The organism is Paenibacillus sp. NPDC057967, assembly GCF_042887015.1.
In the GTDB taxonomy this organism is placed as follows: Bacteria; Bacillota; Bacilli; order Paenibacillales; family Paenibacillaceae; genus Pristimantibacillus.
In genome coordinates this window covers 348,068-373,116 of record NZ_JBHVQB010000004.1, presented here as the reverse complement: position 1 = coordinate 373,116, position 25,049 = coordinate 348,068, and the positions used below count along the sequence as shown (strand labels likewise).

At 51.6% G+C, this 25,049-nt stretch carries 28 protein-coding genes; 27 read left to right on the top strand and 1 reads right to left on the bottom strand.

The annotated features are described in order from the left end of the window. Positions 1-55 precede the first annotated feature (55 nt). The 14 genes from hisC to ACFVSO_RS12080 all read left to right on the top strand — a co-directional run bounded on the left by hisC (position 56) and on the right by ACFVSO_RS12080 (position 11,286). Positions 56-1,147, top strand: coding sequence for a histidinol-phosphate transaminase (gene hisC, locus ACFVSO_RS12145; RefSeq protein WP_387473681.1), 1,092 nt, complete (start codon positions 56-58; stop codon positions 1,145-1,147). A 10-nt stretch (positions 1,148-1,157) separates the two neighbouring features. Then, entirely contained in the window at positions 1,158-2,249 is a 1,092-nt protein-coding gene (locus tag ACFVSO_RS12140; RefSeq protein ID WP_387473679.1) for a prephenate dehydrogenase, read from the top strand. A 565-nt stretch (positions 2,250-2,814) separates the two neighbouring features. Beyond that, positions 2,815-3,408 (top strand): RNA polymerase sigma factor, encoded by a 594-nt coding sequence (locus tag ACFVSO_RS12135; RefSeq protein WP_387473677.1) that lies wholly within the window; start codon positions 2,815-2,817, stop codon positions 3,406-3,408. Beyond that, positions 3,405-4,013 (top strand): anti-sigma factor family protein, encoded by a 609-nt coding sequence (locus ACFVSO_RS12130; RefSeq protein WP_387473674.1) that lies wholly within the window; start codon positions 3,405-3,407, stop codon positions 4,011-4,013. Before ACFVSO_RS12135 ends, ACFVSO_RS12130 begins: the two co-directional genes overlap by 4 nt. 42 nt (positions 4,014-4,055) lie before the next feature. Beyond that, the gene (locus ACFVSO_RS12125) at positions 4,056-4,643 is read left to right on the top strand and encodes a histidine phosphatase family protein (protein ID WP_387473672.1); all 588 of its coding nucleotides are present in this window, start codon (positions 4,056-4,058) and stop codon (positions 4,641-4,643) included. Positions 4,644-4,845: 202 nt separating this feature from the next. Further along, on the top strand, positions 4,846-6,027 hold the full coding sequence (locus ACFVSO_RS12120) for a hypothetical protein (protein WP_387473669.1): 1,182 nt from the start codon (positions 4,846-4,848) through the stop codon (positions 6,025-6,027). A 62-nt stretch (positions 6,028-6,089) separates the two neighbouring features. Then, on the top strand, positions 6,090-6,596 hold the full coding sequence (locus tag ACFVSO_RS12115) for a gamma carbonic anhydrase family protein (protein WP_387473667.1): 507 nt from the start codon (positions 6,090-6,092) through the stop codon (positions 6,594-6,596). Positions 6,597-6,619: 23 nt separating this feature from the next. Next, entirely contained in the window at positions 6,620-6,802 is a 183-nt protein-coding gene (locus ACFVSO_RS12110) for an IDEAL domain-containing protein (RefSeq protein WP_120113266.1), read from the top strand. A 113-nt stretch (positions 6,803-6,915) separates the two neighbouring features. Further along, a complete protein-coding gene (locus tag ACFVSO_RS12105) occupies positions 6,916-7,338 on the top strand; it encodes a DUF2487 family protein (RefSeq protein WP_387473664.1) in 423 nt (140 codons plus the stop codon). 241 nt (positions 7,339-7,579) lie between these two features. Next, complete coding sequence (locus tag ACFVSO_RS12100; RefSeq protein WP_387473662.1) at positions 7,580-8,110, top strand: Rieske (2Fe-2S) protein; 531 nt, start codon at positions 7,580-7,582, stop codon at positions 8,108-8,110. Between the two features lie 16 nt (positions 8,111-8,126). Then, positions 8,127-8,798, top strand: a complete 672-nt coding sequence (qcrB, locus tag ACFVSO_RS12095; RefSeq protein ID WP_119799573.1) for a menaquinol-cytochrome c reductase cytochrome b subunit — start codon at positions 8,127-8,129, stop codon at positions 8,796-8,798. A gap of 19 nt (positions 8,799-8,817) precedes the next feature. Next, on the top strand, positions 8,818-9,681 hold the full coding sequence (locus ACFVSO_RS12090) for a c-type cytochrome (RefSeq protein WP_387473658.1): 864 nt from the start codon (positions 8,818-8,820) through the stop codon (positions 9,679-9,681). Positions 9,682-9,746: 65 nt separating this feature from the next. Then, on the top strand, positions 9,747-10,376 hold the full coding sequence (locus ACFVSO_RS12085) for a DUF1405 domain-containing protein (RefSeq protein ID WP_387473653.1): 630 nt from the start codon (positions 9,747-9,749) through the stop codon (positions 10,374-10,376). Between the two features lie 46 nt (positions 10,377-10,422). Then, positions 10,423-11,286: a sporulation protein YpjB gene (locus ACFVSO_RS12080; RefSeq protein ID WP_387473651.1), complete on the top strand. Its 864-nt coding sequence runs from the start codon at positions 10,423-10,425 to the stop codon at positions 11,284-11,286. 33 nt (positions 11,287-11,319) lie between these two features. Here ACFVSO_RS12080 and ACFVSO_RS12075 read toward each other — a convergent pair whose 3' ends face one another. Then, a complete protein-coding gene (locus ACFVSO_RS12075) occupies positions 11,320-12,183 on the bottom strand; it encodes a YitT family protein (RefSeq protein WP_387473648.1) in 864 nt (287 codons plus the stop codon). A gap of 132 nt (positions 12,184-12,315) precedes the next feature. Here ACFVSO_RS12075 and ACFVSO_RS12070 point away from each other — a divergent pair, with 132 nt between their 5' ends. The 13 genes from ACFVSO_RS12070 to dinG all read left to right on the top strand — a co-directional run bounded on the left by ACFVSO_RS12070 (position 12,316) and on the right by dinG (position 25,005). Then, complete coding sequence (locus ACFVSO_RS12070; RefSeq protein ID WP_387473645.1) at positions 12,316-12,651, top strand: nucleotide pyrophosphohydrolase; 336 nt, start codon at positions 12,316-12,318, stop codon at positions 12,649-12,651. 53 nt (positions 12,652-12,704) lie between these two features. Continuing rightward, complete coding sequence (locus ACFVSO_RS12065; protein WP_387473643.1) at positions 12,705-13,238, top strand: tetratricopeptide repeat protein; 534 nt, start codon at positions 12,705-12,707, stop codon at positions 13,236-13,238. Between the two features lie 10 nt (positions 13,239-13,248). Then, the gene (dapB, locus tag ACFVSO_RS12060; RefSeq protein WP_387474272.1) at positions 13,249-14,061 is read left to right on the top strand and encodes a 4-hydroxy-tetrahydrodipicolinate reductase; all 813 of its coding nucleotides are present in this window, start codon (positions 13,249-13,251) and stop codon (positions 14,059-14,061) included. Between the two features lie 39 nt (positions 14,062-14,100). After that, a complete protein-coding gene (locus ACFVSO_RS12055; RefSeq protein ID WP_387473640.1) occupies positions 14,101-14,523 on the top strand; it encodes a methylglyoxal synthase in 423 nt (140 codons plus the stop codon). Next, positions 14,523-15,215 (top strand): bacillithiol biosynthesis deacetylase BshB1, encoded by a 693-nt coding sequence (gene bshB1, locus ACFVSO_RS12050; protein ID WP_387473638.1) that lies wholly within the window; start codon positions 14,523-14,525, stop codon positions 15,213-15,215. The genes ACFVSO_RS12055 and bshB1 overlap by 1 nt, the downstream gene beginning before the upstream one ends. A gap of 64 nt (positions 15,216-15,279) precedes the next feature. After that, on the top strand, positions 15,280-16,440 hold the full coding sequence (gene bshA / locus ACFVSO_RS12045; protein WP_387473636.1) for an N-acetyl-alpha-D-glucosaminyl L-malate synthase BshA: 1,161 nt from the start codon (positions 15,280-15,282) through the stop codon (positions 16,438-16,440). 51 nt (positions 16,441-16,491) lie between these two features. Beyond that, positions 16,492-17,775 (top strand): CCA tRNA nucleotidyltransferase, encoded by a 1,284-nt coding sequence (locus ACFVSO_RS12040; protein WP_387473634.1) that lies wholly within the window; start codon positions 16,492-16,494, stop codon positions 17,773-17,775. A gap of 1 nt (position 17,776) precedes the next feature. Further along, positions 17,777-18,760, top strand: a complete 984-nt coding sequence (locus ACFVSO_RS12035) for a biotin--[acetyl-CoA-carboxylase] ligase (protein ID WP_387473632.1) — start codon at positions 17,777-17,779, stop codon at positions 18,758-18,760. 345 nt (positions 18,761-19,105) lie between these two features. Further along, the gene (gene panB, locus ACFVSO_RS12030; protein WP_387473629.1) at positions 19,106-20,017 is read left to right on the top strand and encodes a 3-methyl-2-oxobutanoate hydroxymethyltransferase; all 912 of its coding nucleotides are present in this window, start codon (positions 19,106-19,108) and stop codon (positions 20,015-20,017) included. Beyond that, positions 20,014-20,892 carry a pantoate--beta-alanine ligase gene (gene panC / locus ACFVSO_RS12025; RefSeq protein WP_387473627.1) on the top strand — a complete coding sequence of 293 codons (879 nt, stop codon included), beginning with the start codon at positions 20,014-20,016 and terminating at the stop codon, positions 20,890-20,892. Before panB ends, panC begins: the two co-directional genes overlap by 4 nt. Positions 20,893-20,894: 2 nt before the next feature. Then, positions 20,895-21,278: an aspartate 1-decarboxylase gene (panD, locus tag ACFVSO_RS12020; RefSeq protein WP_387473625.1), complete on the top strand. Its 384-nt coding sequence runs from the start codon at positions 20,895-20,897 to the stop codon at positions 21,276-21,278. 117 nt (positions 21,279-21,395) lie between these two features. Continuing rightward, positions 21,396-22,124: a tetratricopeptide repeat protein gene (locus tag ACFVSO_RS12015; protein WP_387473621.1), complete on the top strand. Its 729-nt coding sequence runs from the start codon at positions 21,396-21,398 to the stop codon at positions 22,122-22,124. A gap of 16 nt (positions 22,125-22,140) precedes the next feature. Further along, a complete protein-coding gene (dinG, locus tag ACFVSO_RS12010; protein ID WP_387473618.1) occupies positions 22,141-25,005 on the top strand; it encodes an ATP-dependent DNA helicase DinG in 2,865 nt (954 codons plus the stop codon). Positions 25,006-25,049: the final 44 nt, after the last annotated feature.

The window sequence follows — 25,049 nt, the reverse complement described above, 5'->3', positions numbered from 1 at the left end:
CAGATATGAGACAATGGGACAGTAACACTTCAATACATAGAAGAGGTGAAGAGTCATGCAGCCCAAATCCAATGTCGTCCATCTGTCTGCATACAATCCGGGCAAGCCGGTGGAAGACGTAAAAAGAGAACTTGGCTTGGATCGTGTGATCAAGCTGGCATCGAATGAAAATCCGTACGGTTTCTCGAGCGAAGCGAAAAACGCCATGCTCGCAGAGCTTACCAATAGCAGTATTTATCCTGATGGAGCAAGCGTCCTGCTTGCGGACGAGCTGGCAAGCAAGCTGGGGGTTCAGAAGAATCAGCTTATCTTTGGAGCGGGCTCCAGCGAAGTGATCGTGCTGTCAGCCAGAGCGTATCTTGCGCCTGGCGACGAGACGATTATGGCCAATGAGACCTTCTCCCAATACAAGCATAATGCCCAAATTGAGAATGCGCGCATCATTGAAGTGCCGCTGAAGGATGGCAAGCATGATTTGCCTGCGATGCTCGCCGGGATTACGAATCAGACCAAGATCGTCTGGATCTGCAATCCGAACAATCCGACAGGTACGATTGTGACCGATGCTGAGCTAAGAGCGTTCCTGAATGAAGTGCCGTCGCATGTGCTTGTTGTGCTGGACGAAGCTTATCGGGAGTTTGTCGATCAAGAACAATTCAGCGATGGCGTTGAGCTGCTGAAGAGCTATTCGAACTTGCTCGTGCTTAGAACATTCTCGAAAGTCTACGGCCTTGCGGCACACCGTATCGGATACGGAGTCGGCAGACCGGAAGTGATTCAATTCATGAATCAGATTCGCGAGCCGTTCAACACGACGCGTATCGCTCAAGCGGGCGCACTCAGTTCCCTGAAGGATGACGCGTTTGTTGCTGCGTGCAAAGAACACAATCTGGAAGGCATTCGCTATATGACGGAGCAGTTCGACCGGCTTGGCCTGTCGTATTTCCCGGCGAACGGCAATTTTATTCTAGTAGATGCGAAGCGCCCTTCAGGGGAAGTATTCGACGCGCTGCTGCGCAAAGGTGTAATCGTGAAGGGACGCTGGGCTAACTACCCAACCTATATTCGCGTATCTATCGGAACGCCTGAGCAGAATGCGGCCTTTATCGAGGCGCTGGAGCAAGTTTTGCAGGAAGTGACGGTGTAAACTTAAATTTATGACGAATGTAGCGATTTTTGGAGTAGGTCTTATTGGGGGTTCGATTGCGCTTTGCCTGAAAGGCAAGCCGGGTATCCGGGTGATCGGATTCTCCAATCGGGAAAGCTCCGTTCAGAAATACCTTCAACGCGGCGTGGTCGATGTCGGCACGACATCGATCCAGGAAGCCGCGGAGCAAGCGGACTTTATCTTTCTATGCGTACCGGTTGGCAACCTGCAGGAGTATATGGAGAAGATCAGCGCCTTCCATTTGAAGAAAGGCTGTATCATCACGGATGTCGGCAGCACGAAGTCTTCGGTGGCGTCTTATGCGAGGTCCATTGATCTGGGACCAGCGACCTTTATCGGCGGTCATCCGATGGCAGGGTCTGAGCGCTCCGGCGTAGAGGCGGCCTCCTATCATTTGCTGGAAAATGCCTTCTATGTATTGACGCCAGAACCATCAACGCCGCCAGAGGCGGTGGAGCGATTGACGGAGCTGCTTTCGCATACGAGAGCGAATATTGTCAAGGTGGATGCTGACTCGCACGATGACATCGTGGGAGCGATCAGTCATTTGCCTCATATGATTGCTGTTGCGCTGGTGAACCAGGTGCGAGGCTATAATGAACGCAATGATCTGTATCAATCCTTGGCTGCCGGAGGCTTCCGGGACATTACGCGCATCGCCTCGGGAGATCCAAGCTTATGGCGGGATATTCTGCTTGATAACCGCCAAGTACTCCTGCGGCTGATCCGCGACTGGAATGCCGGAATGGAATCATTCGCGCAAATGCTGGAGAAGCTGGACGGACCAGCCATTGAAGAAGCGTTCCGGACGGCGGGTGAATTCCGCAACCGCATGCCGGAGCGACGCAAGGGCATGATTCATTCGGTGTATGATTGTTATGTCGATGTGCCGGATCATCCCGGTATTATCGGCAAGATTGCCAGCGAGCTGGGCAACAACCGGATCAATCTTAGCAATCTGCAAATTATCGAGAGCAGGGAAGATGTGCCGGGCATTCTTCGGTTATCGTTCCGCAATCAGGAGTATTTGGATCAAGCGATTGCACTGCTTGAGAATAATGGCTATTCCGTTCATCAATAGATGGACATTCCTGTGTTTTCATTTTCAAGATTTGTCACGAAAATGAAAACGCTTGTTGACAAAATGGAAGCGTATACATATAATAAAAGTACAGTATGGTTTCTCTCCACTCCTATCCAATAACTGCAGCGTTCATCATGAACGCAAACCACTCCACGGAGTGGTTTTTTTTTGTTTATTTCAGGCCACTGGCCTGAACATGAAGAACACTGGAGATCTGTGTGCAATAAGGGTGTGAATCACCCCTTGCGGCTTCCGGCTGCAAGGGGTGTTTTGTTTGGGAAGCTCCGAACATAGGTTATATAGGAGTAACAGATAGGAGTAACAGAAGCGAGTTAAGCCATTTTTCCCCCTGATTCGTTTTATTAGGAAAATGAAGGTTTAAGAAGTAATGTCGAAACAGGCAGGATTTTGCCTGTCGGAATCGAATTGTTAAACTTACTCAATTGAATCTGCAGTTAAATCTGTATTTATTGAGATAATGACCGCAACTTTTTGTTTTCGGGCCGGTACAATGATACATAGGGTCCGGGAATAATCTGCAGGTGGAGGAGGTTCGCCTGTCATGACTGATTCCCAGTTAATACGAGAGATTAAGGATGGCAATGTCGAGCTGTACTCCGAACTGATGCGGCGTTATCAGCGCAAGATATTAGCCTTCATCTTTCATATGCTGAAAAGCGCGAAACTGGAATTGCTGGCTGAGGATTTATGTTCAGAGACATTTTATAAAGCTTACCGCAGCCTCCACTCCTTCCGGGAGATGGATGCTTCTTTCTCTACGTGGCTGTATACGATTGCGCGCAATACCGTTTTGAGTGAGCTTAGGAAAAGCAAGGCGAATAATGTATCGCTCGATGACGCAGGTTTCGAACCGATCGCATCGCATGAAGCCGCTCCCGAGCAGCAGCTTCTGCGCAATGAAAGAATGGCTATGGTTCGTGAGGCAATTAACAATTTGCCGGAGAAGCAACGGTCCGCGCTTATTCTTAGGGAATATGACCAACTGGATTACCAGGAGATTGCGAATATTCTTGGGCAGTCGGTCAGTTCCGTCAAATCATTGCTGTTCCGGGCAAGAGCCAGCGTGAAGACGCAGCTTGAGCCTTATTATGGAACGATGCCGTCGGCGGAGTCTTTCGAGAGGATGAATTCATGATGAAATGCGAGGACGTGCAGCTTAGGTTTTCCGACTACTGGGATATGTCCGAGGAGGATCAGGAGAGAATAGAACTGGAGGCTCATTTGCTGGATTGCGAGCATTGCTCCGCTCATTACGGCTTCTGGGAAGAGAGCGAGGATCTCGTTCGCATTTGCGCAGAGGAAACCGCCGCGATCGGTCCTTCAGAGCATGTGAACCGTGCCGTGATGGAGCGCATCTACCTGGACGAATCCTGGTACTTGCCGGTTCCAAGCAAAAGCTATCACTTCTCCAAATCATTCCGTCGAAATACGGCTATTCTTATTGCGGGCTGCATGGCAATGTTCGCTTGCGCGTTCTTTGTATTTGTGTTCGATTATAAGGATGCGACTACCGAGGCGCAGTTGCAAAAGATGACGGGACTGATTGAAGCGGCCAACGCTTCGACAGACAACGCATTTATGACCGCGGGTTTCTATGCAGAAGTGCCCGTAGCCAGCATAAGCGACCCGGTCGTACTGAAGGTTGTGCCGACGTTCCCGCAATATTATGTAGCGCTATCGCTGCTTGGACTGGTTATGGCATTACTAATATTAAATTGGCTGTCCAGAACGCGACATTGACGTTCGGCTCGGGACCGGCAGACATCGAAAGGGGTAATCGGATTGCTTATCGGCTTGGTCCGGCATGGGAAGACAGATTGGAATGCAAAGGGCATCATACAAGGGCAGACGGATATTCCGCTTAATGAGGAAGGCATTGCGCAAGCGAGTGCGCTGGCATCCAGATTGAGCAAGGAACAGCGTATATGGGACGCAGTTATCTCTAGCGACCTGCAGCGGGCAAGAAGAACAGCAGCCATTATTGCCGAGCGGCTGGCTATTCCTGTATTGGAGCCGGATATTCGTCTGCGTGAGCGTTATTTTGGCGAGATCGAAGGGACGACGGAGCAAGAACGTCTGGAGCGCTGGGGAGCGGACTGGCGTGAGCAAAGCCTTGGCATGGAATCCGACACAGCGGTGCGTGCCAGAGGCTCGGAAGCGATCTCGGACCTGATGAAGAGAGAAGAAGGCCAGAGCGTTCTGGTCGTCTCGCACGGAAGCTTCATCGCCCAGATGCTAAAGGAGCTATGTGCGGAGCTGGAGGATTCCCGCCTTGGCAACCTGTCCTACTCTATTCTGGAGCGGCAGAACGACGCATGGCAGCCCTTGCTTCATAACTGTACCCGGCATTTGGAGGAGATCAACGTCTAGCCGTACAGCTTTAGATCAATAGTTAGAGCAAGCTTTCCGATTGGTTTTCGGAGAGCTTTTTTTGCGTTGGCAGTCTATTTACTTGGAGGCAACCGCAACTGATGGGTATGAAATGCGCGAATTGTCCAATAATGGTAGTAAAACCTTAGCTATAGAAGCTGCAGCCTGCGAGGGAGCGGTACTCTGCAGAAAGGGGAGAGCCATGAATCTGTCAGACATGCTAAGTTATGCCGATATCGGTCAGCTCAGCAAGATTGCGGGCGTTTACCAGTGCGAGTGCAACGGGAACTCCAAAAACGAGCTGATCCAGTCCATTCTGTCGCAAGTGAATCGGCATGACGTATTCGAGAATCAAATCAGCTCTATGAAGCTGGAAGATTTGCGTTTCCTTAATTCTCTGCTATTCGAGTCCAGGCAGTCCTACAGTCTGGAAGATCTGGTCGCGAGGGTTCAACAGAGCCGCTTCGGTGAGAAGAAGGAACCGGTGGAAGAACCAGCCAAAAAAACGAAAAAAAGCAAGAAAAAAGCTGCTTTGCCGCCGGCGCCGCCTAGTCCAAGGGAAATCATCGTCCAGTTCAAGCATCAGGGCTGGCTCTTTAACGGATTCAGCGGTCCGGGGAGGTATCTGTTCCAGATTCCGAGCGATCTGAAGACCAGATTCCGCGAGACGCTCAGGCGCAGATTCGCCGAGCAGCTCCAATACACGGATGAACCGCATATGTACAGGGATGAACAGGGCTTAATGCAAGAAGACATCAAGCAATTGCTTCATTATGTATACCACAATGAAGTGCAGCTTATCCCGGACGGTTCCATGTACAAGCGGTCTCTTCAGCAAATGCTGGACCGGATGGGCGTGCGGGAGGACTTGCCAAGCAAGGGAGCCTGGCGATTCGGATATGGCCGCCACTTCAATTATTATCCGGACCGGTTCTCCCTGCTCTATGATTACTGCTGCAGCGCCAAATATATCAGCGAACAGCCAGATGGATGGCTCATTTTAGAGGATGCGGGCAAGGAACGGCTGGAGAAGCCGGCTGAAGCAGATGAGCAAGAGCTGATCTATCGTTATTGGCTAAAGCTGTACAAGGGCCCTGTGGCCAATCTGCTGTCGCTGGTTCATTGGATTCATGCGCTTGCGCCCGATTGGGTGAGCGTGTCCTCGCTCCGGGAAGTGCTCCTTCCTTTCATCAAGACCTATTACTACGACGATGCCCATGCCATCCTGGAAGCCAGGATTCTTAAAATGATGGTGCATCTAGGCCTGCTGCGCATAGGGGAACACCCGGAGCACGGAACGGTTGTGCGCATGACGAAAGCGGGCAATACGGTCATCGATCGCATGGCTAGAGGGCCGGACGCAGCCGGACTTGCCTTGCATTGACATTCAGGAGCGGCCTTGGTAGAATCTCCCCAATTCAAGGTTGACAAGGGAGATGAGGATAAATGTTGTTGCCGTATAACCAAATAATGCCCGCTGTACACGATAGCTGCTATATCGCAGAAGGTGCCAAGCTGATCGGCGATGTGTCGATTGGTCCCAAAAGCACTGTTTGGTTCAACGCCGTGCTTCGCGGCGATCTCGCTCCTATCCGAATCGGACATAGCTGCAACATCCAGGACGGTGTTGTAGGCCATGTGAATACCGATCAGCCGCTTGTACTGGCTGACGAAGTGTCGGTCGGCCATAGCGCGATTATTCACGGCTGCACGATAGGCAAAGGTACATTAATCGGAATGGGGGCAATCGTACTAAACGGCGCAGACGTTGGTGAATATGCTTTAATAGGAGCCGGTTCGATTGTGACAGAGAACAAGAAAATACCATCCTATACGCTTTCTATCGGAACGCCCGCCAAAGTCGTAAGAGAGTTGACAGAGGATGATTTACTGCGCATGAGAAGGACAATGGAGAGCTACGTGACGAAAGGAATCGAATATAGGATCTCGTAAGCGCCGGTGTGGAGGTGTATCCTATGGACAAAATGAAAGAAACGTATGAGGCGATGCTCGGATTGGTCGCTGAGCTTGTACTGGACGAAGCAGTGCTGAAATTTCAGACCGAGAAGCTGAATCATGCTATTGACAAAGCGCTCGCGTCCGGCGACGAGGATACGTTCTACCGACTCGTCAAGCAACTCAATGAGCTAAAGCATTAACGATAAGGAGCTTCCATGTGCAGCCGGCTGTATGCCAGCCCTAGCGCACGGAGGCTTTCTTTTGTAGAATGGAAAAAGCAAGAGCAGAGACAACGGGGAAATGAGGAGAACGGATGAAATTCAGCGATATTACGGAAGAACAATGGGACGAGCTTAAGCCGTACCTGGATACATGCCTGCTTCCCGTCACGGGGCTTGGTGGCGGGGAGTCGCCCTATGAGACGACAGTCCGGCTTGAGCGGCTGCGGGATATGATGGATCTGGTGGAGATTCCGTTCAAGGGCAGGGTGGTTACGTATCCGGCATGTCATTACATATCAGAAAGTGAAGCGTTCCATTCGATGCTCGGCGAATGGTGCAGCCGGCTGAAGCAAGCGGGGTTTAAATATGTGATCATCATGACGGCGTTTGCCGCTCCTGGGCTGATGATTGAAGCTGCGGATCTGATTCTGCAGCCTGGACCGGACGGACATCTCCTGACCCCTGGCGAGGTGTCGTCACAAATTAGAGAGCTCTGGAGCCCCATTTCTCCTTAAATATGGATATCCTTCGTATAATTAGATCGAAATATGGGGAAAACAAATGCCAGAGCAGGTCAAATGTGACAAAATGATAACAAATTCTTGAACGGCATTTCCAGAATGACGCAAATATCGGGCCATATTCTTGACGCTCCCAAACACCTAGGCTATTATAAGTTATGTCCTAGTTCGTCATGTGTTTTTTGCCGTGCGGCAAGACGCGAGATATGGTTGGCAAAGGGGGTTAGAACAGAAGATGAGTAATCATGAACAACACGAGACGGCGCATCGTCCGGTTCAGCGCAAAGAAATGTCCCGGCGTCAATTTTTGTCATATACGCTTGGCGGCACAACGGCCTTCATGATGGGCGGCGCGGTACTTCCGATGGTTCGGTTTGCGGTTGATCCGCTTCTTGCGAAGAAGGGTGAAGGCAATCTGGTCAAGGTTGTCGAGGAGAGCAAAGTCACCACGGAACCGCAAGAATTCAAGTTCAAGATTCATCAGATTGACGGTTGGTATGAGAGCGAGCCTGAACTCGTAGCTTGGATCTCGAGAGGCGCAGACGGCAAAGTATTTGCCCTGTCTCCGGTCTGCAAGCATTTGGGATGCACGATTTTCTGGAATACGAAAGGTCATAACGAATATGACTGTCCGTGCCATGACGCGAGATATTCCAAGGACGGCAAGAACTTGGCAGTAGCCAACTCGCCGCTCGACGAATACGAAGTTGTCGTTGACAACGGCATTGTCTATTTGGGACCACTCGTTCCGAACACAAGAAGCTAAGGAGGGCGTACTGCAGATGTTTAAAAATGTATACAACTGGATTGACGAACGTCTTGACATTACGCCGCTTTGGAGAGATGTAGCAGACCATGAGGTGCCCGAGCACGTTAACCCGGCGCATCATTTCTCTGCATTTGTCTACTGCTTCGGTGGCTTGACGTTTTTTATCACGGTTATCCAGATTTTGTCGGGGATGTTCTTGACCCTGTACTACGTGCCGGATATTATTAACGCTTACGCGAGCGTTGACTATCTGCAGCATCAGGTCGCATTCGGCCAGATCGTTCGCGGCATGCACCATTTCGGTGCGAGCTTGGTAATCGTAATGATGTTCCTACATACTCTTCGCGTATTTTTCACCGGCTCCTACAAGGCTCCGCGTGAGATGAACTGGGTAGTCGGAATGCTGATTTTCTTCATCATGCTTGGCCTTGGATTTACAGGTTACCTGCTTCCATGGGACAACAAAGCTTACTACGCAACTAAAGTAGGTGTAGAAATCGCGGCTTCCGTTCCTGTTATCGGATCCTACATTGCTGACTTCCTGTATGGCGGCGACATCGTAGGGGCGCAGACGCTGACTCGCTTCTTCGCGATTCACGTATTCTTCCTGCCAGGCGCTTTGATCGCCATGCTGGCGGCGCACTTCCTGATGATTCGGAAACAAGGCATTTCGGGACCACTTTAAGCGAAGGGAGGGCTTACACATGGCTCACGGTCATAAATCGAACGAGAAGGTCGTCTATGTGGGCGACTCGCGCGTCAAGAAAGCGGGCGGCTTCCAGACACCGCCAGACTACACGTCATTTCCGGGTAAATCGGAAGCCTTCATCCCTAACTTCCTTCTGAAGGAATGGATGGTTGGTTGCGTCGTACTGGTCGGTTTCCTGGTATGGGTTATCGCTGAGCCTGCACCGCTGGGCTATCCGGCTGACCCGACGAATGCATCGTTTATTCCGATGCCAGACTGGTACTTCTTGTTCCTGTATCAATTTTTGAAATATCCATATGTATCGCAGGAGTTCATCCTGCTGGGCACGCTCGGCATTCCTGGTATTCTGTTCGGCGGATTGCTGCTTGCTCCATTCCTGGATACCGGCAAGGAGCGCCGCTTCTACCGCCGTCCAATCGCTTCGTCGCTTATGCTTCTGACGCTGGCGGCTTGCGTATACTTGACGGTTGTATCTTGGGATCACTACCAGCACATGCTGGAGAAGAATGGACAAACTCCTGAGCATCACGTTCGCGAGGAAGAAGCAAGACTGGCTCATGAGAGAGGCTTGCCTCGTCCTAATCCGCTGAAGAAAGCGCCTGTTGCAGCTATCATTGAGCCTGAAGATCCGGCAATGTCGATCGTTCAATCTCAATGTATGGGCTGTCATGCGAATGACTTAGCCGGTGCCAACGGACCAGCATTGCTTGGCGTAGGTAATCGCCTGTCGAAGGAAGAGATCGTGGAGACGATTACACACGGCCGTAATGGCGGCGCGATGCCTCCATACGAAGCTACACTTTCTTCAGATGAGATTGATCAGCTGGCTGTATGGCTGACCAAGCAAACCCAAGAGTAGTTGAACCCTTAAAGGAAACCTGATCGAATTATTCGGTCAGGTTTTTTTTGGAAAGGAACAAGAGCATGAATCTGAGTCTGTTCTGGAGCCGAAGCTTCCTGCTGAACCGCAATGTGCTTTGGCTTTTGTTTATCGTTAATCTGGTCGGTACGATATACGGTTATATCTGGTATGAAAACCAGCTCATTTGGACCATCGAGAACAAACCGGCATGGATGCTTCCTTTTGTGCCGGATTCGCCAACTTCAAGCTTGTTTTTCACCCTGTCGCTTCTATTTTTGATGTTCCCTCCACAGCGATCATCCAAACTCGGCGACATCGTGCGTGTTGTGATCGAGGCACTTGCTGTCGTTTGTTCGGTCAAATACGGCATATGGGCAGTTGCCATGATTGTCGGCGGAGCCGCACAAGGCGATGTGCTGAATTGGCAGCATTACATGCTGATCGCATCGCATCTGGGGATGGCCGCAGAGGCGCTATTGTATTTCAGATTCATGAAAGCTAGGACCGGTGCGCTTGTCGCAGGCCTGGGATGGCTGCTGCTGAATGATACCATCGATTATACGTATGGCATTAATCCATGGCTTCCGGCAGAGCTGGAGGACGATCTGGATGCCGTGCGGACCTTCACGTACGCCCTGTCGTTTGCAAGCTTCCTAGCCGCATGGCTTGTCTTGCGTTTTCGAAAAAAATGAATAAAGACGGACATCCCCTCATAGATTGGTCTATGGGGGGATGTCCATGAAATCGCGTATTATCATTCCGTTCATCGTCTGTCTATGTATGGCGATGGGCACGGCTGGAGTGGTATGGGGCGGCGCGAGTCCAGAAGGAAGCTACGCATTCCTGTTCTCGTCAGGTCCGTACCATCAGCTTGAACGAATGGACGAGACAGCGACAGCTTTATATACGGCGGCTTATACGAATAATCGGCAAGCCGCATTCGCTGAGTTGCAAAGGTTGAATAAGCTGCTGGACAATAAGATGCTTCGCAGCTACGGCAGTGCTGACGGATGGTCGGCAATGGAGCATGATGCAGCTGCTGTCGAGCGGGCGCTCTCCAGTGGCGTGAAGCATTCGCTGTGGCTTGAGCATACCGTACGGCTGCGTATGGGCGCTGATGCGCTAATGAATGGCAAGGCAGCTCTGTGGCATCAATACAAAGCGCTGCTTACGCATGATGTGAACACGCTGAAGCAAGCATGGAAGAGACAAGCCGGAGACCCTGTAGCTGCTGCGCGCGCTACTCTGCAAGGATTAAGCGAGCATGCGGCCAGAATCGAGACGGCGGCGATGTTCGCAGGTGATCCCATCCGTATGAGAGAATTGATGGAGCGTATTGCTTATGCGGGGAGATTGCTCGAAGGCAAGCAATCTACGGTGTCGAAGACGGAGGTCGATCAATCGCTTGATGCGATTAGGCTGGTGATCAACCGTATATTTTTAGAGGACAAGCAGGCGGCAGCCGTACCGGCCATAGCGCCGCCAGGCATCGGACAGCCGCTGAAGTGGGCGCTGCTGCTGGGTACGATTATATCAGGCGTGTTGACCTGGACAGGCTGGCGCAAATATAAGGCAAGGCCTTACGGCGTGAAGAAGCTGTAGTCTTATCGGAGACAAGCGAAGCGGGAAAGTCCGCTATTCTTCTTTGAAGCCTTCGCCCAGCACGTCGTGTACGTCATTGATTACTATGAAGGCCCTGGGATCGATATTGCGAATGATGGTTTTGAGGCGGCGGTTCTCCGCTCTTCCCACAACGCAATAGACGATCTCTTTTTCTTGTCCGGAGAAGGCTCCCTTCGCCGGCATCAGGGTGACGCCGCGCTCCAGCTCATGGGTAATCGTCGTCGCCATCTGCTCCCCGTGCTCGGTAATGATAGAGAAAGCCTTTGCGGCATAAGCCCCTTCCTGCAGAAAATCGATCATCTTCGAGGCGATAAAAACAACAACCAGCGTATAGAGCACCTTCTCCAGGGAGATGTAGAGAATGGAGATGCCAATGATAACGGCATCAAACGCCAATATGACCTGACCCATGCTGAAGCTGCGCCAGCGAGTCAATATCCGTGCAATGATATCGATGCCTCCGGTCGTGCCGCCGAAACGAAAGACGATGCCTAGTCCGGTCCCAAGCGTTACTCCTGCATATAACGCGGCAAGCATATAATCATTAGTACTATGGAATGGGACAAGCCATCCGGCCTGAATGAAATATTCAATAAGCGCTAGAAACAAGGAAAGCGACACCGTGCCAACGATGGTATAGAGCATTTGGAATTTGCCCAGAGCCTTCCAGCCCAGGAGGAATAGTGGGATATTGAGCAGCAGCGTCGTGACCGACAGCTTCCATCCGGCGGCATAATTCAGCAATACGGCAATGCCGGTTAATCCGCCTTCCATGAGCTGGTTCGGAATAACGAAAACATGCAGCCCAAAAGCATAAATGGCCGTTCCGACCAGTATGGGCAAGATCAGGCGCAGCTGATTCCATATTCTTTTCACGAAGACGCCTTCTTTCTATAGATTGCTTTATCTCTAGTATGGCGAATTGACGCGTGCGAAAAACATTGATTTTGAGCGGACCTATACGGTAACATAGTAACGTGCAGCTATACAGGAAAGGAAGCCGGAAAGATGTCTGAGAAGTCATTGTCTGAAGTACAGCGTGAGGTGGACGAGTACATCTCGCAATTCAAGGAAGGCTATTTCAGCCCGCTTGCCCTTATGGCAAGAATGACCGAAGAGGTCGGCGAGCTGGCACGTGAGATTAATCATTATTACGGAGAGAAGCCGAAGAGGGCGGATGAGGCGGAAAATACCGTCGAGATGGAGCTTGGTGACATTTTGTTCCTGTTATCCTGCTTCGCCAATTCGCTAGGCATCGATCTGACCGAGGCTCACGATAAGGTCATGCACAAGTTCAATACGCGTGACGCAAATCGCTGGACGAAGAAAAGCGACGAACTGTAAGCAAGCTCCATACATATGCTGTACCATCACCCCACTACAAGGAGGATGGGCAGATGGATGGGGAGACCTGCATCAGGAAGGCGTATGAATATATTTTTCACAGCGATTTTGAAGAGGCGATCTATTGGTTCGAGCAAGCGATAGCTGCCGAACCGGATAACGCCGGATATTATCATAAATGCGCCGTATCCTGCGCGCGCAGCGGCAAGTGGCCGAAGGCGAAAATCTATGCAGATGTGGCCGAGAAGCTGGAGCCAGATAATGAGGAGTACCGGTATCATTCGCAAGTGATACAATCCCGTCTTCTGCTGGCGGAAGCGAATGTGCTGATAGACCGGGAGAATCCGGATATAAAGGAAGCCGCTGAGCTGCTCCGGCATGCGGTTATGCTGGACCCTCTGAGCTTTGATGCGTATTACACGCTTGCGATGGTATGCATGACAGACGGAGGTTTAGATGAAGCCATAGAGTGCGCGAGGGAAGCGCTGAGACTGGATCCGAACCACTCGGCGGCCCGAAGATTATTCGCGGACATTAGCCGCAAACGGAGAATGGAACGCATCCGTTCCACGATGAGAAGACGATAAAGAAAAGGTGATGGGGATGACGGTAGAACGGATTAGAGTTGCGGTTACTGGCGCTGGGGGAAGAATGGGCAGAGAGGTCGTTAAGATGGTACTGGAGGATGAGACGCTGCAGTTGGTAGCTGCCGTAGATCCGTCCTCCGGGCCGGTCGATGCAGGCTTATTCGCGGGCCATTCCAATACAGGCGTGATCGTAAGCGCAACATTGGACGAAGCGCTGAGCGGGGCGAAGGCTGACGTGCTTGTTGACTTTACAGTCCCGCAAGCCGCTTACGGCAACACGAAGAAGGCAATCGAGTATGGAGTCCGTCCTGTTATCGGGACAACAGGCTTCACGCCAGAGCAGATTGAAGAGCTGGACGAGCTGTGCAAAGGAAAAGGAATCGGCGGCTTAATCGCGCCTAACTTCTCGATCGGTGCTATTCTGATGATGAAATTTGCAGCAGAGGCTTCCAAATATTTGCCGAATGTGGAAATCATCGAATATCATGGCGACCAGAAGCTGGATGCGCCTTCGGGCACTTCCATCAAGACAGCCGAGCTGATCTCACAAGTTCGCCAGGAGCTGCGTCAGGGCAATCCGAAGGAAGAAGAAACAATTGAAGGAGCGCGCGGCGGGTATTATAATGGGTTCCGTATACATAGCGTCAGACTTCCGGGCGTGTTTGCGCAGCAGGAGGTTATCTTCGGAGGCTATGGCCAAACGCTTAAAATTCGTCATGATTCCTATGACCGTGCCGGCTATATGCCGGGTGTCAATGTAGCCGTGAAGAAGGTTATGACATACAGCGGTTTGATCTATGGTTTCGAACATATTATGGACTAGCCGACAAGGCGCAAATTGACATCGGGAGAGGGGATTCACATGCTGAACATTGCATTTATCGCGCATGACCGCAAGAAGGACGAGATGGTGAATTTCGTCATCGCCTATGAACATGTGTTCACGCCCCACACGCTTTATTCCACCGGCACGACTGGTACTCGCATAATGGAACAGACTGAGCTGTCTATCCATCGCTTTATGTCCGGCCCGCTGGGCGGAGACCAGCAGATCGGCGCGTTGGTAGCCGAGAATGAGATGGATTTGATTATCTTCCTGCGAGATCCGCTGATGGCACAGCCGCATGAGCCGGATATTATCGCGCTGCTTCGTCTGTGCGATGTACAGGGTATTCCGGTCGCGACGAACATTGCGACAGCGGAAGTACTGGTCAAAGCTGTTGAGCGCGGCGATTTTGCATGGCGCGAGCTGGTGCACAAATATAAGCCGGGAGCGGCCGAGTAATGGACAAGCTGGATATCCTCGTATTCGGAGCTCACGCGGATGACGCAGAGATCGGAATGGGCGGAACGATCGCCAAACATACGGCGGCGGGACAGCGGGTCGGCATTTGCGATTTGACCGAAGCAGAGATGTCCTCTAACGGCACCGTGGAGCTGAGGCGGCAAGAAGCCGCAACAGCCTCTGCGGTGCTTGGTTTATCTGCACGGACGAATTTGGGGCTGCCCGACCGCGGCTTGCAGGGGGGCCGGGAACAAATCGATGCGATCGTTGCCGAAATTAGACGTTGGCAGCCGCGTATCGTATTTGCGCCATATTGGGTTGACCGTCATCCGGATCATATCGCTTGCAGCAAGCTGATTGAAGAAGCTGTGTTTAATGCCAAGCTGCGCAATTATATGCCGCATCTGCCGCCTGTTCAGGTGGAGCAGCTTATTTATTATTATATTAATGACGTCGAGGCCGTATCGCTAATTGTGGATGTCACGTCTACTTACGATGTGAAGCGGGAAGCGCTGCGGGCATACCGCTCCCAATTTGACCGTTTGCATAGCGCAGATTCGGTAGCCACGCCGCTTACGAACGCTTATGTAGAGCGGGTCGAAGCGAGAGATTTCTTGCTTGGTCAAAGCAAGGGCTGGCAATATGCCGAAGGCTTCACTATCAAGCGCCCGTTCGGCATTTCATTATTTTGACAAAACGTACAACCTATAGGGAATAGATATAGATATACCACATGAGTGGGGAGGTGCATCACGAATGGCTAAGAAGCTGAAAATCGGCATTACATGTTATCCGACACTTGGGGGATCCGGTGTCGTTGCTACGGAATTAGGGAAGCTGCTTGCCGAGCGTGGGCACGAAATTCATTTTATTACACATAGCATACCGTTTCGGTTAGGCAAATTTAATAAAAATATATTTTTCCACGAGGTTGAAGTTAACGATTATTATGTATTCCGTTATCCTCCTTACGATCTGTCGCTTGCCAGCAAGATGGCTCAAGTAGCCAAGATGCAGCAGCTTGATCTGCTGCATGTGCATTATGCAGTGCCTCATGCTGTATGTGCTTATCTCGCCAAGCAGATGGTCGGCAACGGTCTTAAGACCGTTACGACGCTGCATGGCACCGATATAACCGTCCTGGCTCAGGATGAGTCATTAAAGGATCTGATCCGGCTTGCGATCCATCAGAGCGATGCCGTAACGGCGGTATCCAACGATCTGATCCAAGAGACGAGAAATCTGCTCGATATCCTGACGCCTATTGATCTGACCTACAACTTTGTCGATAAGCGCGTATATTATCCGCGTGAAGCAGCTTCCCTGCGCGCCGACTTTGCCGCGCCGGACGAGAAGATATTGATGCATATTTCGAACTTCCGCCCAGTGAAACGCGTGAGCGATGTAGTGGAGATTTTCGAGCGGGTGTCGAAGCGGGTAAGGGCGAAGCTTCTCCTGGTAGGCGAAGGACCGGAATTGACGAAGATTCAATGCAAAATTAAAAATATGGGGCTTGAGGACCGCGTCCATTTCCTTGGCAAGCAAGAAGACGTTGCCCAAGTCATCTCGATGGCGGACGTGTTATTGCTGCCCTCCGAGAAAGAAAGCTTTGGACTGGTATCGCTTGAAGCCATGGCATGCGGCGTGCCGACAATCGGCTCCAATGCCGGAGGCATTCCGGAGCTGGTTACGCATGGCGAAACGGGTTTCTTGTCGGATGTCGGTAACGTAGAGGAGATGGCGGAAGGCGCCATCAAGCTGCTGACGGACGATGCGCTTCATGCGAAGTTCAAGGAAGCTTGCTTGAAGCGTGCCAGACATGACTTCTGCAATGATTCGATTACAGAGCAATACGAATCCATCTACTACCGCGTGCTTGGCATTGATGCCGAGCTGCCGGTATCGGTCTGCGAGTAACGCTTGTTCCCGTGAAGAGGCAACGGCAGTCGTACGTAAGGAGGGGCAGTTTTGAAGCTAGAGCTTACGTCCGAGATGAGGGCAGCGATGCCATTGATTGAGCAACTGGAGGCGGAAGGCCATGAGGCTGTATTCGTCGGCGGAGCTGTGCGAGATGCCGTGCTGGGCCTTTCCGTTCATGATATCGATATTGCCACTTCGGCATTGCCGGAGCAGGTTATGGCATTATTTCCGAAATGTATCCCGACGGGATTGCAGCACGGAACGGTTACCGTTGTGCAGGAAGGCGAGACGTATGAGGTGACGACCTACCGGACAGAATCGGAATACGAGCAGTTCCGCAAACCGTCCTCCGTTGCGTATGTGCTGCAGCTGGACGAAGACCTGCTGCGCCGGGATTTCACGATGAACGCGATGGCGATCAGGCAAAGCGGGAGCGTATACGATCCCTATGACGGGTTGAGCGACCTGCACAAGTTCCGGCTCCGATGCGTCGGGAAAGCGGATGAGCGTCTCCAAGAGGATGCCTTGCGCATGCTGAGAGCGATTCGCTTTCTCGGTACGTATGGACTTCGGCCGGTTCCGTCCCTTTGGCGGGCAATGAAGGCATACAAGCCTTTGCTTCGCCATATAGCAATGGAGCGCGTGCAAGCAGAGCTGGATAAGATGTTGTCCGGCGATGTCCCTGAGAGAGCACTGGCTTGGCTTGGCGCCAGCGGGCTGTGGGCAGACTTCAAGGAAGCGGTACCGCCTGATTTGTTAGCGCGTATTCAAGAAATAGCGGAAGATGGCAGGGATGAAATGGCTTCACTAGGCTCGCTTGAGCATTTAGACGAGCGTTGGGCAGCTATTTTATTGTCATTGCAAGCTGACGAGAAGGATGCGCAAGAGCTATTAGCAAGCCTTAGGCTTCCCAATAAGAGAACGAGTCTGATTATGACGGTATTACGGTTGCATTCAGAGCTGGCTGTGCGCGTGAATACGGGCGATGAGCCAGGCATTCGCGCTGCATGGCTGGCCAGTGTTATTCGCTTCGGCGAGGAAGCAGCCATGCATTGGCTGCATGTCGTACGTGCTTTGAAGCCGCAAGCGGGACAAGTATCGGAGGAAAGCGCGAATCGCTTATCCGCGATGCTCGAAGAGATGCCTGTCAAGTCGCTGAAGCAGTTGGCTGTGAGCGGGAATGACTTGCAGCAAGCTTTGTCACGCAAAGCCGGTCCGTGGATGAGCATCATGCTGAAGCGGCTGCTGATTGCGGCAGCTTCTGGAGAGGTCGCGAACGAGAGGGACAAGCTCCTTGCGGCGTCACTATTATGGAATGAAGAGGGTATATAGAATGAGCCATGATCATTTGCTGGATTTGCTGAAGCGTCATCCGGATCAATACGTATCCGGGGCGATGATGAGCCAGGAGCTTAAGGTGAGCCGTACGGCGGTTTGGAAACAGATTCGCAAGCTTGAAGCAGCGGGTTACGAGATTGAAGCATCGACCAAGCTGGGTTACCGGCTGGTCTATTCTCCCGATAAGCTTAGCAGCGATATGCTGACGGGGCCGGGAACTGCGGCGAGATTCGGACAGACCGTCCATTACTATGAACAGGTGAAATCTACTCAGGATTCGGCAAGGGAGCTAGCGGAGTCAGGAGCACCGGAAGGGACGCTTGTGCTCGCGGAGGAGCAGACTGGCGGACGCGGAAGAATGGGCCGCGGCTGGGTATCTCCTCAAGGCAAAGGAATATGGATGAGCATGGTCATGCGTCCCCATGTTCCGATTCATTGCGCCCCGCAGCTCACGCTGCTGACAGCAGTTGCGCTATGCAGAAGCTTGAGGCGTCTGACGCAATTGCCCATTGGCATCAAGTGGCCTAACGATTTGTTGATACATAGGAAAAAAATAAGCGGCATTCTGCTGGAATCTGCAGCGGAGGATGAGCGTCTCAAATATATTATCGCAGGCATCGGGATTAGCGTAAATTTGTCGGAGGGGGATTATCCGGAGGAATTGCTGGTGAAAGCAACATCGCTTCGCATTGAGGCTGGACAGCCATTCAACCGCCGTCAAATTGTCACGGAATTTTTGCAGGAGTGGGAGACGCTTTACGACCTGTTCTTGCAGGAAGGCTTCTCAGCGATTGCGGCACTGTGGGAGTCATTGTCGGTATCCATCGGCCAGAAGGTCCGTCTTGTTACGCCGCAAGGCGAGCTTGAAGGCACCCCGGTAGGGCTGGATGAGAGCGGAGCGATCCGCATAGAGCGTGCCGACGGCTCGCTGGTTACGATCTTCTCGGCAGAGATGGGCGAGCCGCTTAGCCGGTCGTAGGACAGGTGCAAGGCGGTTCATTTACGCCGTTTACGAACGGTATTTTTTTATGGTACACTACATGTATCAGGCGGTATTCCAAGGAAGCTGCACTGGTAAGCCTCGCAGATTGAACCGTGTCAATGATTGGTGTTGCACACTCTGCTCTGAGCCGTAGGGACCGAGACAGAAGGAAGCACAACAAGCAACCGTTTCCTTTTTATGTCCGGAACCTTTTTAGCAATCGGCTAAAAGGTTTTTTTGTGTTTAAAATAGCACATAAGTGCGTGTTCAGATGCTGATGCTATCGCTTGGTTCAGCGGACAATCAGTCTCTCTGTTCGACAACGAAAAGGAGATGAAAGCGATGAGGAAACGACTGACGATCCACAGCCTGCTGAAGATGAAGCAGGAGCGCAATGCGATTTCCGTGCTGACGGCTTATGATTATCCGTCGGCGAAGCTTGCAGAAGAAGCGGGAATTGATGTCATACTGGTAGGGGATTCGCTCGGCAATGTCGTATTGGGCTACGAGACGACGATACCAGTGACAGTTGACGATATCGTGTATCATACAAGATCGGTGGCCAGAGCCGCCGGGAACACTTTCATTGTAGCGGATATGCCGTTCCTGTCCTATGGAGCCAGCCGGGAAGCCACGCTGCTTAACGCTGCGAAGATTATGCAGCAAGGCGGCGCGCAGGCGCTGAAGCTTGAAGGAGGCGCGGAAATCGCCTCTGATGTGGAAGCGCTGGTACAAGCCGGTATTCCTGTTATGGGCCACTTGGGGCTTACGCCTCAGTCCGTGCATCAGCTTGGGGGCTACAAGGTGCAAGGGAAGACCGAGAAGGACGCTCAGAAGCTGATGGAGGATGCGCTCGCCTTGGAGAAGGCAGGAGCATTCAGCATCGTTCTGGAGCTTGTGACAGAGCCGGTAGCGGAAGCGATCAGTAAGGCGCTGACGATTCCGACGATCGGCATAGGCGCAGGCAGAGCTTGCGACGGACAGGTTCTGGTCTATCATGATATATTGCAATATTCTTCCCCCTATTTTGAAAAGAAATTTGTGAAGACATACGCCGACATTGGCTCGACGATCCGGGGAGCGATTGAATCCTTTGTCGATGAAGTGAAGACAAATCAGTTCCCTGCCGAGGAGCATGTGTTCCAGCCGGGATCAGCAGCCCCTGCAGCCTTGTACGGCGGGGGAACAGCCAAAACTGAAGAGCCGCGCAACACAGCGAAAGAGAGCCAGCGAAAGGAAGTACCGCTCGCATGATTGTAGCCCGCACCATTACCGACCTGAAAGAGCACTTATACGCATTATCCGAGGGCGGGAGAAGATCGATCGGCTTTGTTCCGACAATGGGTTATCTGCATGAAGGGCATGCAAGCCTGATGCGGGAAGCGAAGGCGAAGAACGTTATTGCGGTATTGAGCGTCTTTGTTAATCCGACGCAATTTGGACCGAATGAGGATCTTGACCGCTACCCTCGCGACGAAGAACGCGACTTGAAGCTCGCGGACGAATGCGGAATTGATGTTGTTTTTTTACCTACAGTACAACAAATGTATCCGAAGCCTTCCAAGACCAGCATCATCGTCAGCGGATTGACTGACCGGCTCTGCGGCGCTTCGAGACCCAGACATTTTGACGGGGTAGGGCTGATCGTTGGCAAGCTGTTCCATCTGATTAAGCCGGACAGGGTTTATTTCGGGATGAAGGATGCTCAGCAGGTTGCCGTTATCCAGCAAATGGTGGATGATCTGAATTTTGATACGGTTATTGTGCCTTGTCCAACCGTACGTGAGCCTGACGGACTTGCGCTCAGCTCGCGCAACGTCTATCTGTCCGCCGAACACCGGGCGCAGGCCGTTATCCTGTCTCAATCCTTGGAGCAAGCGAGGGGATGGATACAGGAGGAGACCATGACAGCAGGCTCGCTACTGTCGCGTGTGAAGGAGCGAATCGGATCTGCTCCGGATGCGGTCATCGATTATGTGGAGCTGCTTCGGTATCCTTCGCTTGAGCCGCTAGACGAGCAAGAACTAACGCATAAGCTGGAATCGCCGGCATTGCTGGCTATGGCGGTCAAATTCGGAACGACACGCTTGATTGATAACAGCCTGTACCATCCGAGTGGAGGGGTTTAACGATGTTTAGAACGATGATGAAATCCAAGCTGCACCGTGCGACCGTAACGGAAGCGAATTTGAACTACGTGGGCAGCATTACCATTGACGAGGATTTGATGGATGCCGCGGATTTATTTGAGAATGAAAAGGTTCAAATTGTCAACAACAACAATGGCGCGAGGTTCGAGACGTATGTCATAACAGGCGCAAGAGGTTCCGGTGTTATTTGCTTGAACGGCGCTGCGGCGAGACTGGTGCAGCCAGGCGACAAAGTAATTATTATCTCGTATGGCATGATGACGAGCGAAGAAGCCAAGGCACACAAGCCGGTTATTACCATTTTGGACGACCAGAATAAGCCGCTTGAGGTGCTTACTGAGGAATTGCATGCCACGATTATCTAATTGCAGGATTACGCAACCTACCTGACTTATGTAACGGCTGGTACGCCGTATGAAAAGCAGGCTGTAAACAAAAAATGACCGTATCACTCCTTATTCTAAGCGAAGGCGGGATGCGGCATGTTTCAGCATATGTTCACGTCGATGAACGAAATGCTTGACGGTATTACCAAGCAGTACCCACAAGCAAGCGAACAGGAGCGAATGGCGTACCTTAAGCAAATCGCCGAATTGAAAAAAATGAGCGACAGCTTTATCGAGCAATGGCTGGATTTCGAAGAGAAGGTGTCCGACTTCCAGGAAGGCATCGCGGCTGCTCAGCCTGTTATGGTCACTACGTCTGTGATGGATGATGATCCTGTTGAAGCAGAAGGGCAAGCTTCGTCCTATTCGCCAGTGGAAACAACCACTTGCAATATGGCGGATCTTGCCATACCTGAAGAAGCGGAGCTGCTCATTAACAAAGGTCAAGGCTATTATAAATTATTTATGTTTTCTCACGCTGCCGGTTTATTTCAACATGCGATTGCCGTTGCGCCCGAATGCAATTTGGCCAGGCTATTCCTGGGTATGAGCCAGATGCATATGCAAAATTGGCAGGAGGCCCAGCGGCAATTTCAATTATTAATTGTGCTGTCGGACTTTCCGAAGTGGCTGGCTTTAGGCTATAATGCCCTTGGATGCATTCATGCGGTTCACATGAACATCGCCCAGGCGGAGAAGCTGTTCCGCAAGGCATATGAGGTGTATCCGAGCTTCACGGACTCATTAAACAATCTTAAGTCCTGCCAAGAAACGCCGGGACAATTATCGTTATATTTCGGTAGCACGGAGCTGTGCTGTATGTGAGAGGATCGGGGAATCAATGAATTATGCTGTACTGGATTTGGAAACGACCGGACATAGCGCGGAAGATGATATTTTGCAGGTTGGACTTGTTATCGTTTCCGATGAGCTGGACATTGTCAAAACCTATAGCTCGTTTGTTAAGCCGAGAATTCCCATTCCAGCTTTTATTACGGGGTTAACTGGCATTACGGAGGAAATGGTCAAGGATGCTCCAGAGCTGAATGAGGTGCTGCTTGAGCTTATTCCGTTATTGGACGACGCGGTGCTGGTTGCGCATAATGTCGGTTTTGACGCCGGTTTTTTGAATAATGCGCTGGATCGCTGCGGGTATATGCCCTTCACCGGGCGCAGACTGGATACGATCGAGCTGCTTCGCATCTTCTATCCAAGCATTACAACGTATCAGCTCGGCGCGGTCGCCGAGCAGTTCGGCATTGATAATCATCAGCATCATCAAGCCGACAGCGATGCGATGGCAACCGCCCTTATCTTTATGGAGACGGTCGAAAAATTGCGTTCCATGCCGCTGCTTACTGTGCAGCGGCTGTCTGCGTTAATCGATGAAAGCAAGGATCTTCATTGGTTCTTGAAGTGGAATGAAAAGCGGATTGAGCAGGATACCGTATTCGATATGGGCGATTATGATTTCTATCGTCAGTTCGCGCTTAAAGCTAAGGAATGGAGCGAGGAGAAGCCGCCAAGGGAAGACGAGCCCTCGGGCGAAGGTGTATTGGATGGCCTATCGTTCGAGGATTATTTGTCCGAGGTCAAATCGCGGTTCCAGAACAAATTCGAGCGGTATGAAGAGCGGGAGTCTCAAGTTATCATGTTCCGCGAAGTGTATGAAGCGCTTTCGCAAGACAAGCATTTGCTGATTGAAGCAGGAACAGGAACAGGCAAATCGCTTGGATACTTGATTCCAGCGTTGTACTACAGTTTGCAAAGCAAGAGCAAAATCGTAGTCAGTACCCATACAATCAATTTGCAGGAGCAGCTGCGCCAGCGGGATTTGCCGTTGCTTGGCGAGGTTCTTCCGTTTCCGTTCAAAGCTTCCATATTCAAGGGCAGGGGCAATTATTTGTGCTTGCGGAAATTTGAAGGGAAACTGAACGCTCAAGATATGGTCGCACCCATAGAGGACCCCATAACGGCTGCACAAATGGTCGTTTGGCTCGGGGAGACCGAAACCGGCGATCAGGAGGAGTTGAATTTCGGCAGCAGGGGCTCCGATTTCTGGTCAACAGTGGCGAGCGATGCCGACTCCTGCCTGAACAGGGCTTGCCCGTGGTTCAAGCGCTGCTATTATCACCGCGCGAAGCATGAATCGAGCCTGGCTGACGTATGCATTACGAACCATTCCATGCTGTTCACCGATGTGCAAGCCGATCATCGTCTGCTTCCTACCTACAACCATCTTATTATTGATGAGGCTCATCATGTTGAGGAAGTTGCCGGCAAGCATTTGGGCATGAATGTGCATTATTTCACGCTTGTTCAAGCTATCGTACGGCTGTACCGGGACAACCGTTCCGGTTTGCTGCCGACGTTGCGTCTGCGGCTTCAGCAAGAGGGTGACGATCATGTCACTGCCTGGACGGAGACCATTGATACGATTATTCCCGTTTTTCAAGAAATCAAGGAGCATTGGGACAAGCTGTTCGAGATGTTCTATGCCTTTGCCTCCACAGCATCGGACAGCGTGAGCGACAACGGCGCATTGGTAAAGCGGCTTAGCTCCGGCCAGCTTCCGGCTGGCTGGGAGGAGGTGCTGGCTGTCGAGAATAACGTACACGTCGAGCTGACTAGAGTGATCAAGACGGCTGAGAAGATGATGAACGATATTAAGGACAGAGCGGACGATTTGTCTATACAAGCGTCTTTGACGGATTTGAACGGCGCGCTGCGGGATCTTGCAGGGGTGAAGGATGAACTTCGTCTCATCACAAAGCTGGAGGATGCGCAGTATGTCTACTGGCTGGAGGCGAGCACCGCATACCGTCATCGTTCGCTGCAGCTCTACGCTGCGCCGGTTGATGTCAGCAGTCAATTGCAGAAGTACTTCTTCGATGCAAAAGACAGCATCGTCATGACTTCCGCCACCTTGACGGTTCAAAAAAGCTTCCAATACGCTGAAGAGCAGCTTGGCCTTGAGGGCTATGAGAAGCAAGGCAAGCTGAAAACGGTACTGCTCCCTTCTCCGTTCAATTACCGGGAGCAGGCGCTTGTGGTCATACCGCGTGATTTTCCTGTGCTTAAGGGCGCTTCTGTAGATGATACCTATCTCGATAAACTGATTGGCTCGCTCGCCGATACCGCAGTGGAGACCAAAGGCAGGATGCTTGTTTTGTTCACATCCTACAAGATGCTGAAGCAAGTGTATGATCCGCTGAAGCTGAAGCTGGATGAAGCAGGTATTCAACTGCTGGGCCAAGGCATCGACAGCAGCAACCGGACGAAGCTGACCCGGAGATTCCTGCAGCAGCCCGAATCGGTCTTGCTTGGCACCAGCAGCTTCTGGGAAGGGGTAGACATTCCCGGGGAAGGACTTGTGTGCCTGGCCATTGTCCGCCTGCCGTTCCAGCCGCCTAATCATCCGCTGGTGGAGGCCAAGTCCGAGCTGCTTCAGCGGCAGAAGCAGAATCCGTTCATGAAGCTGTCCATTCCGCAGGCGGTAATCCGCTTCAAGCAAGGCTTCGGGCGGTTAGTCCGCACAGCGCATGACAAAGGAATTGTCATCATCTATGATACGAGAGTCATTGACACCTTTTATGGCAAGCACTTCCTGTATTCATTGCCGGGCCCCAAGATCGAGACGATGCATACGAATCAGATGGTACCCCGCATGCAGCAATGGCTGGCTCATTCGGCAACAGGAGATTAAAACAGACGCTTAGCTTTTTACAACCCCCGTTAAGAAGGAGTTGG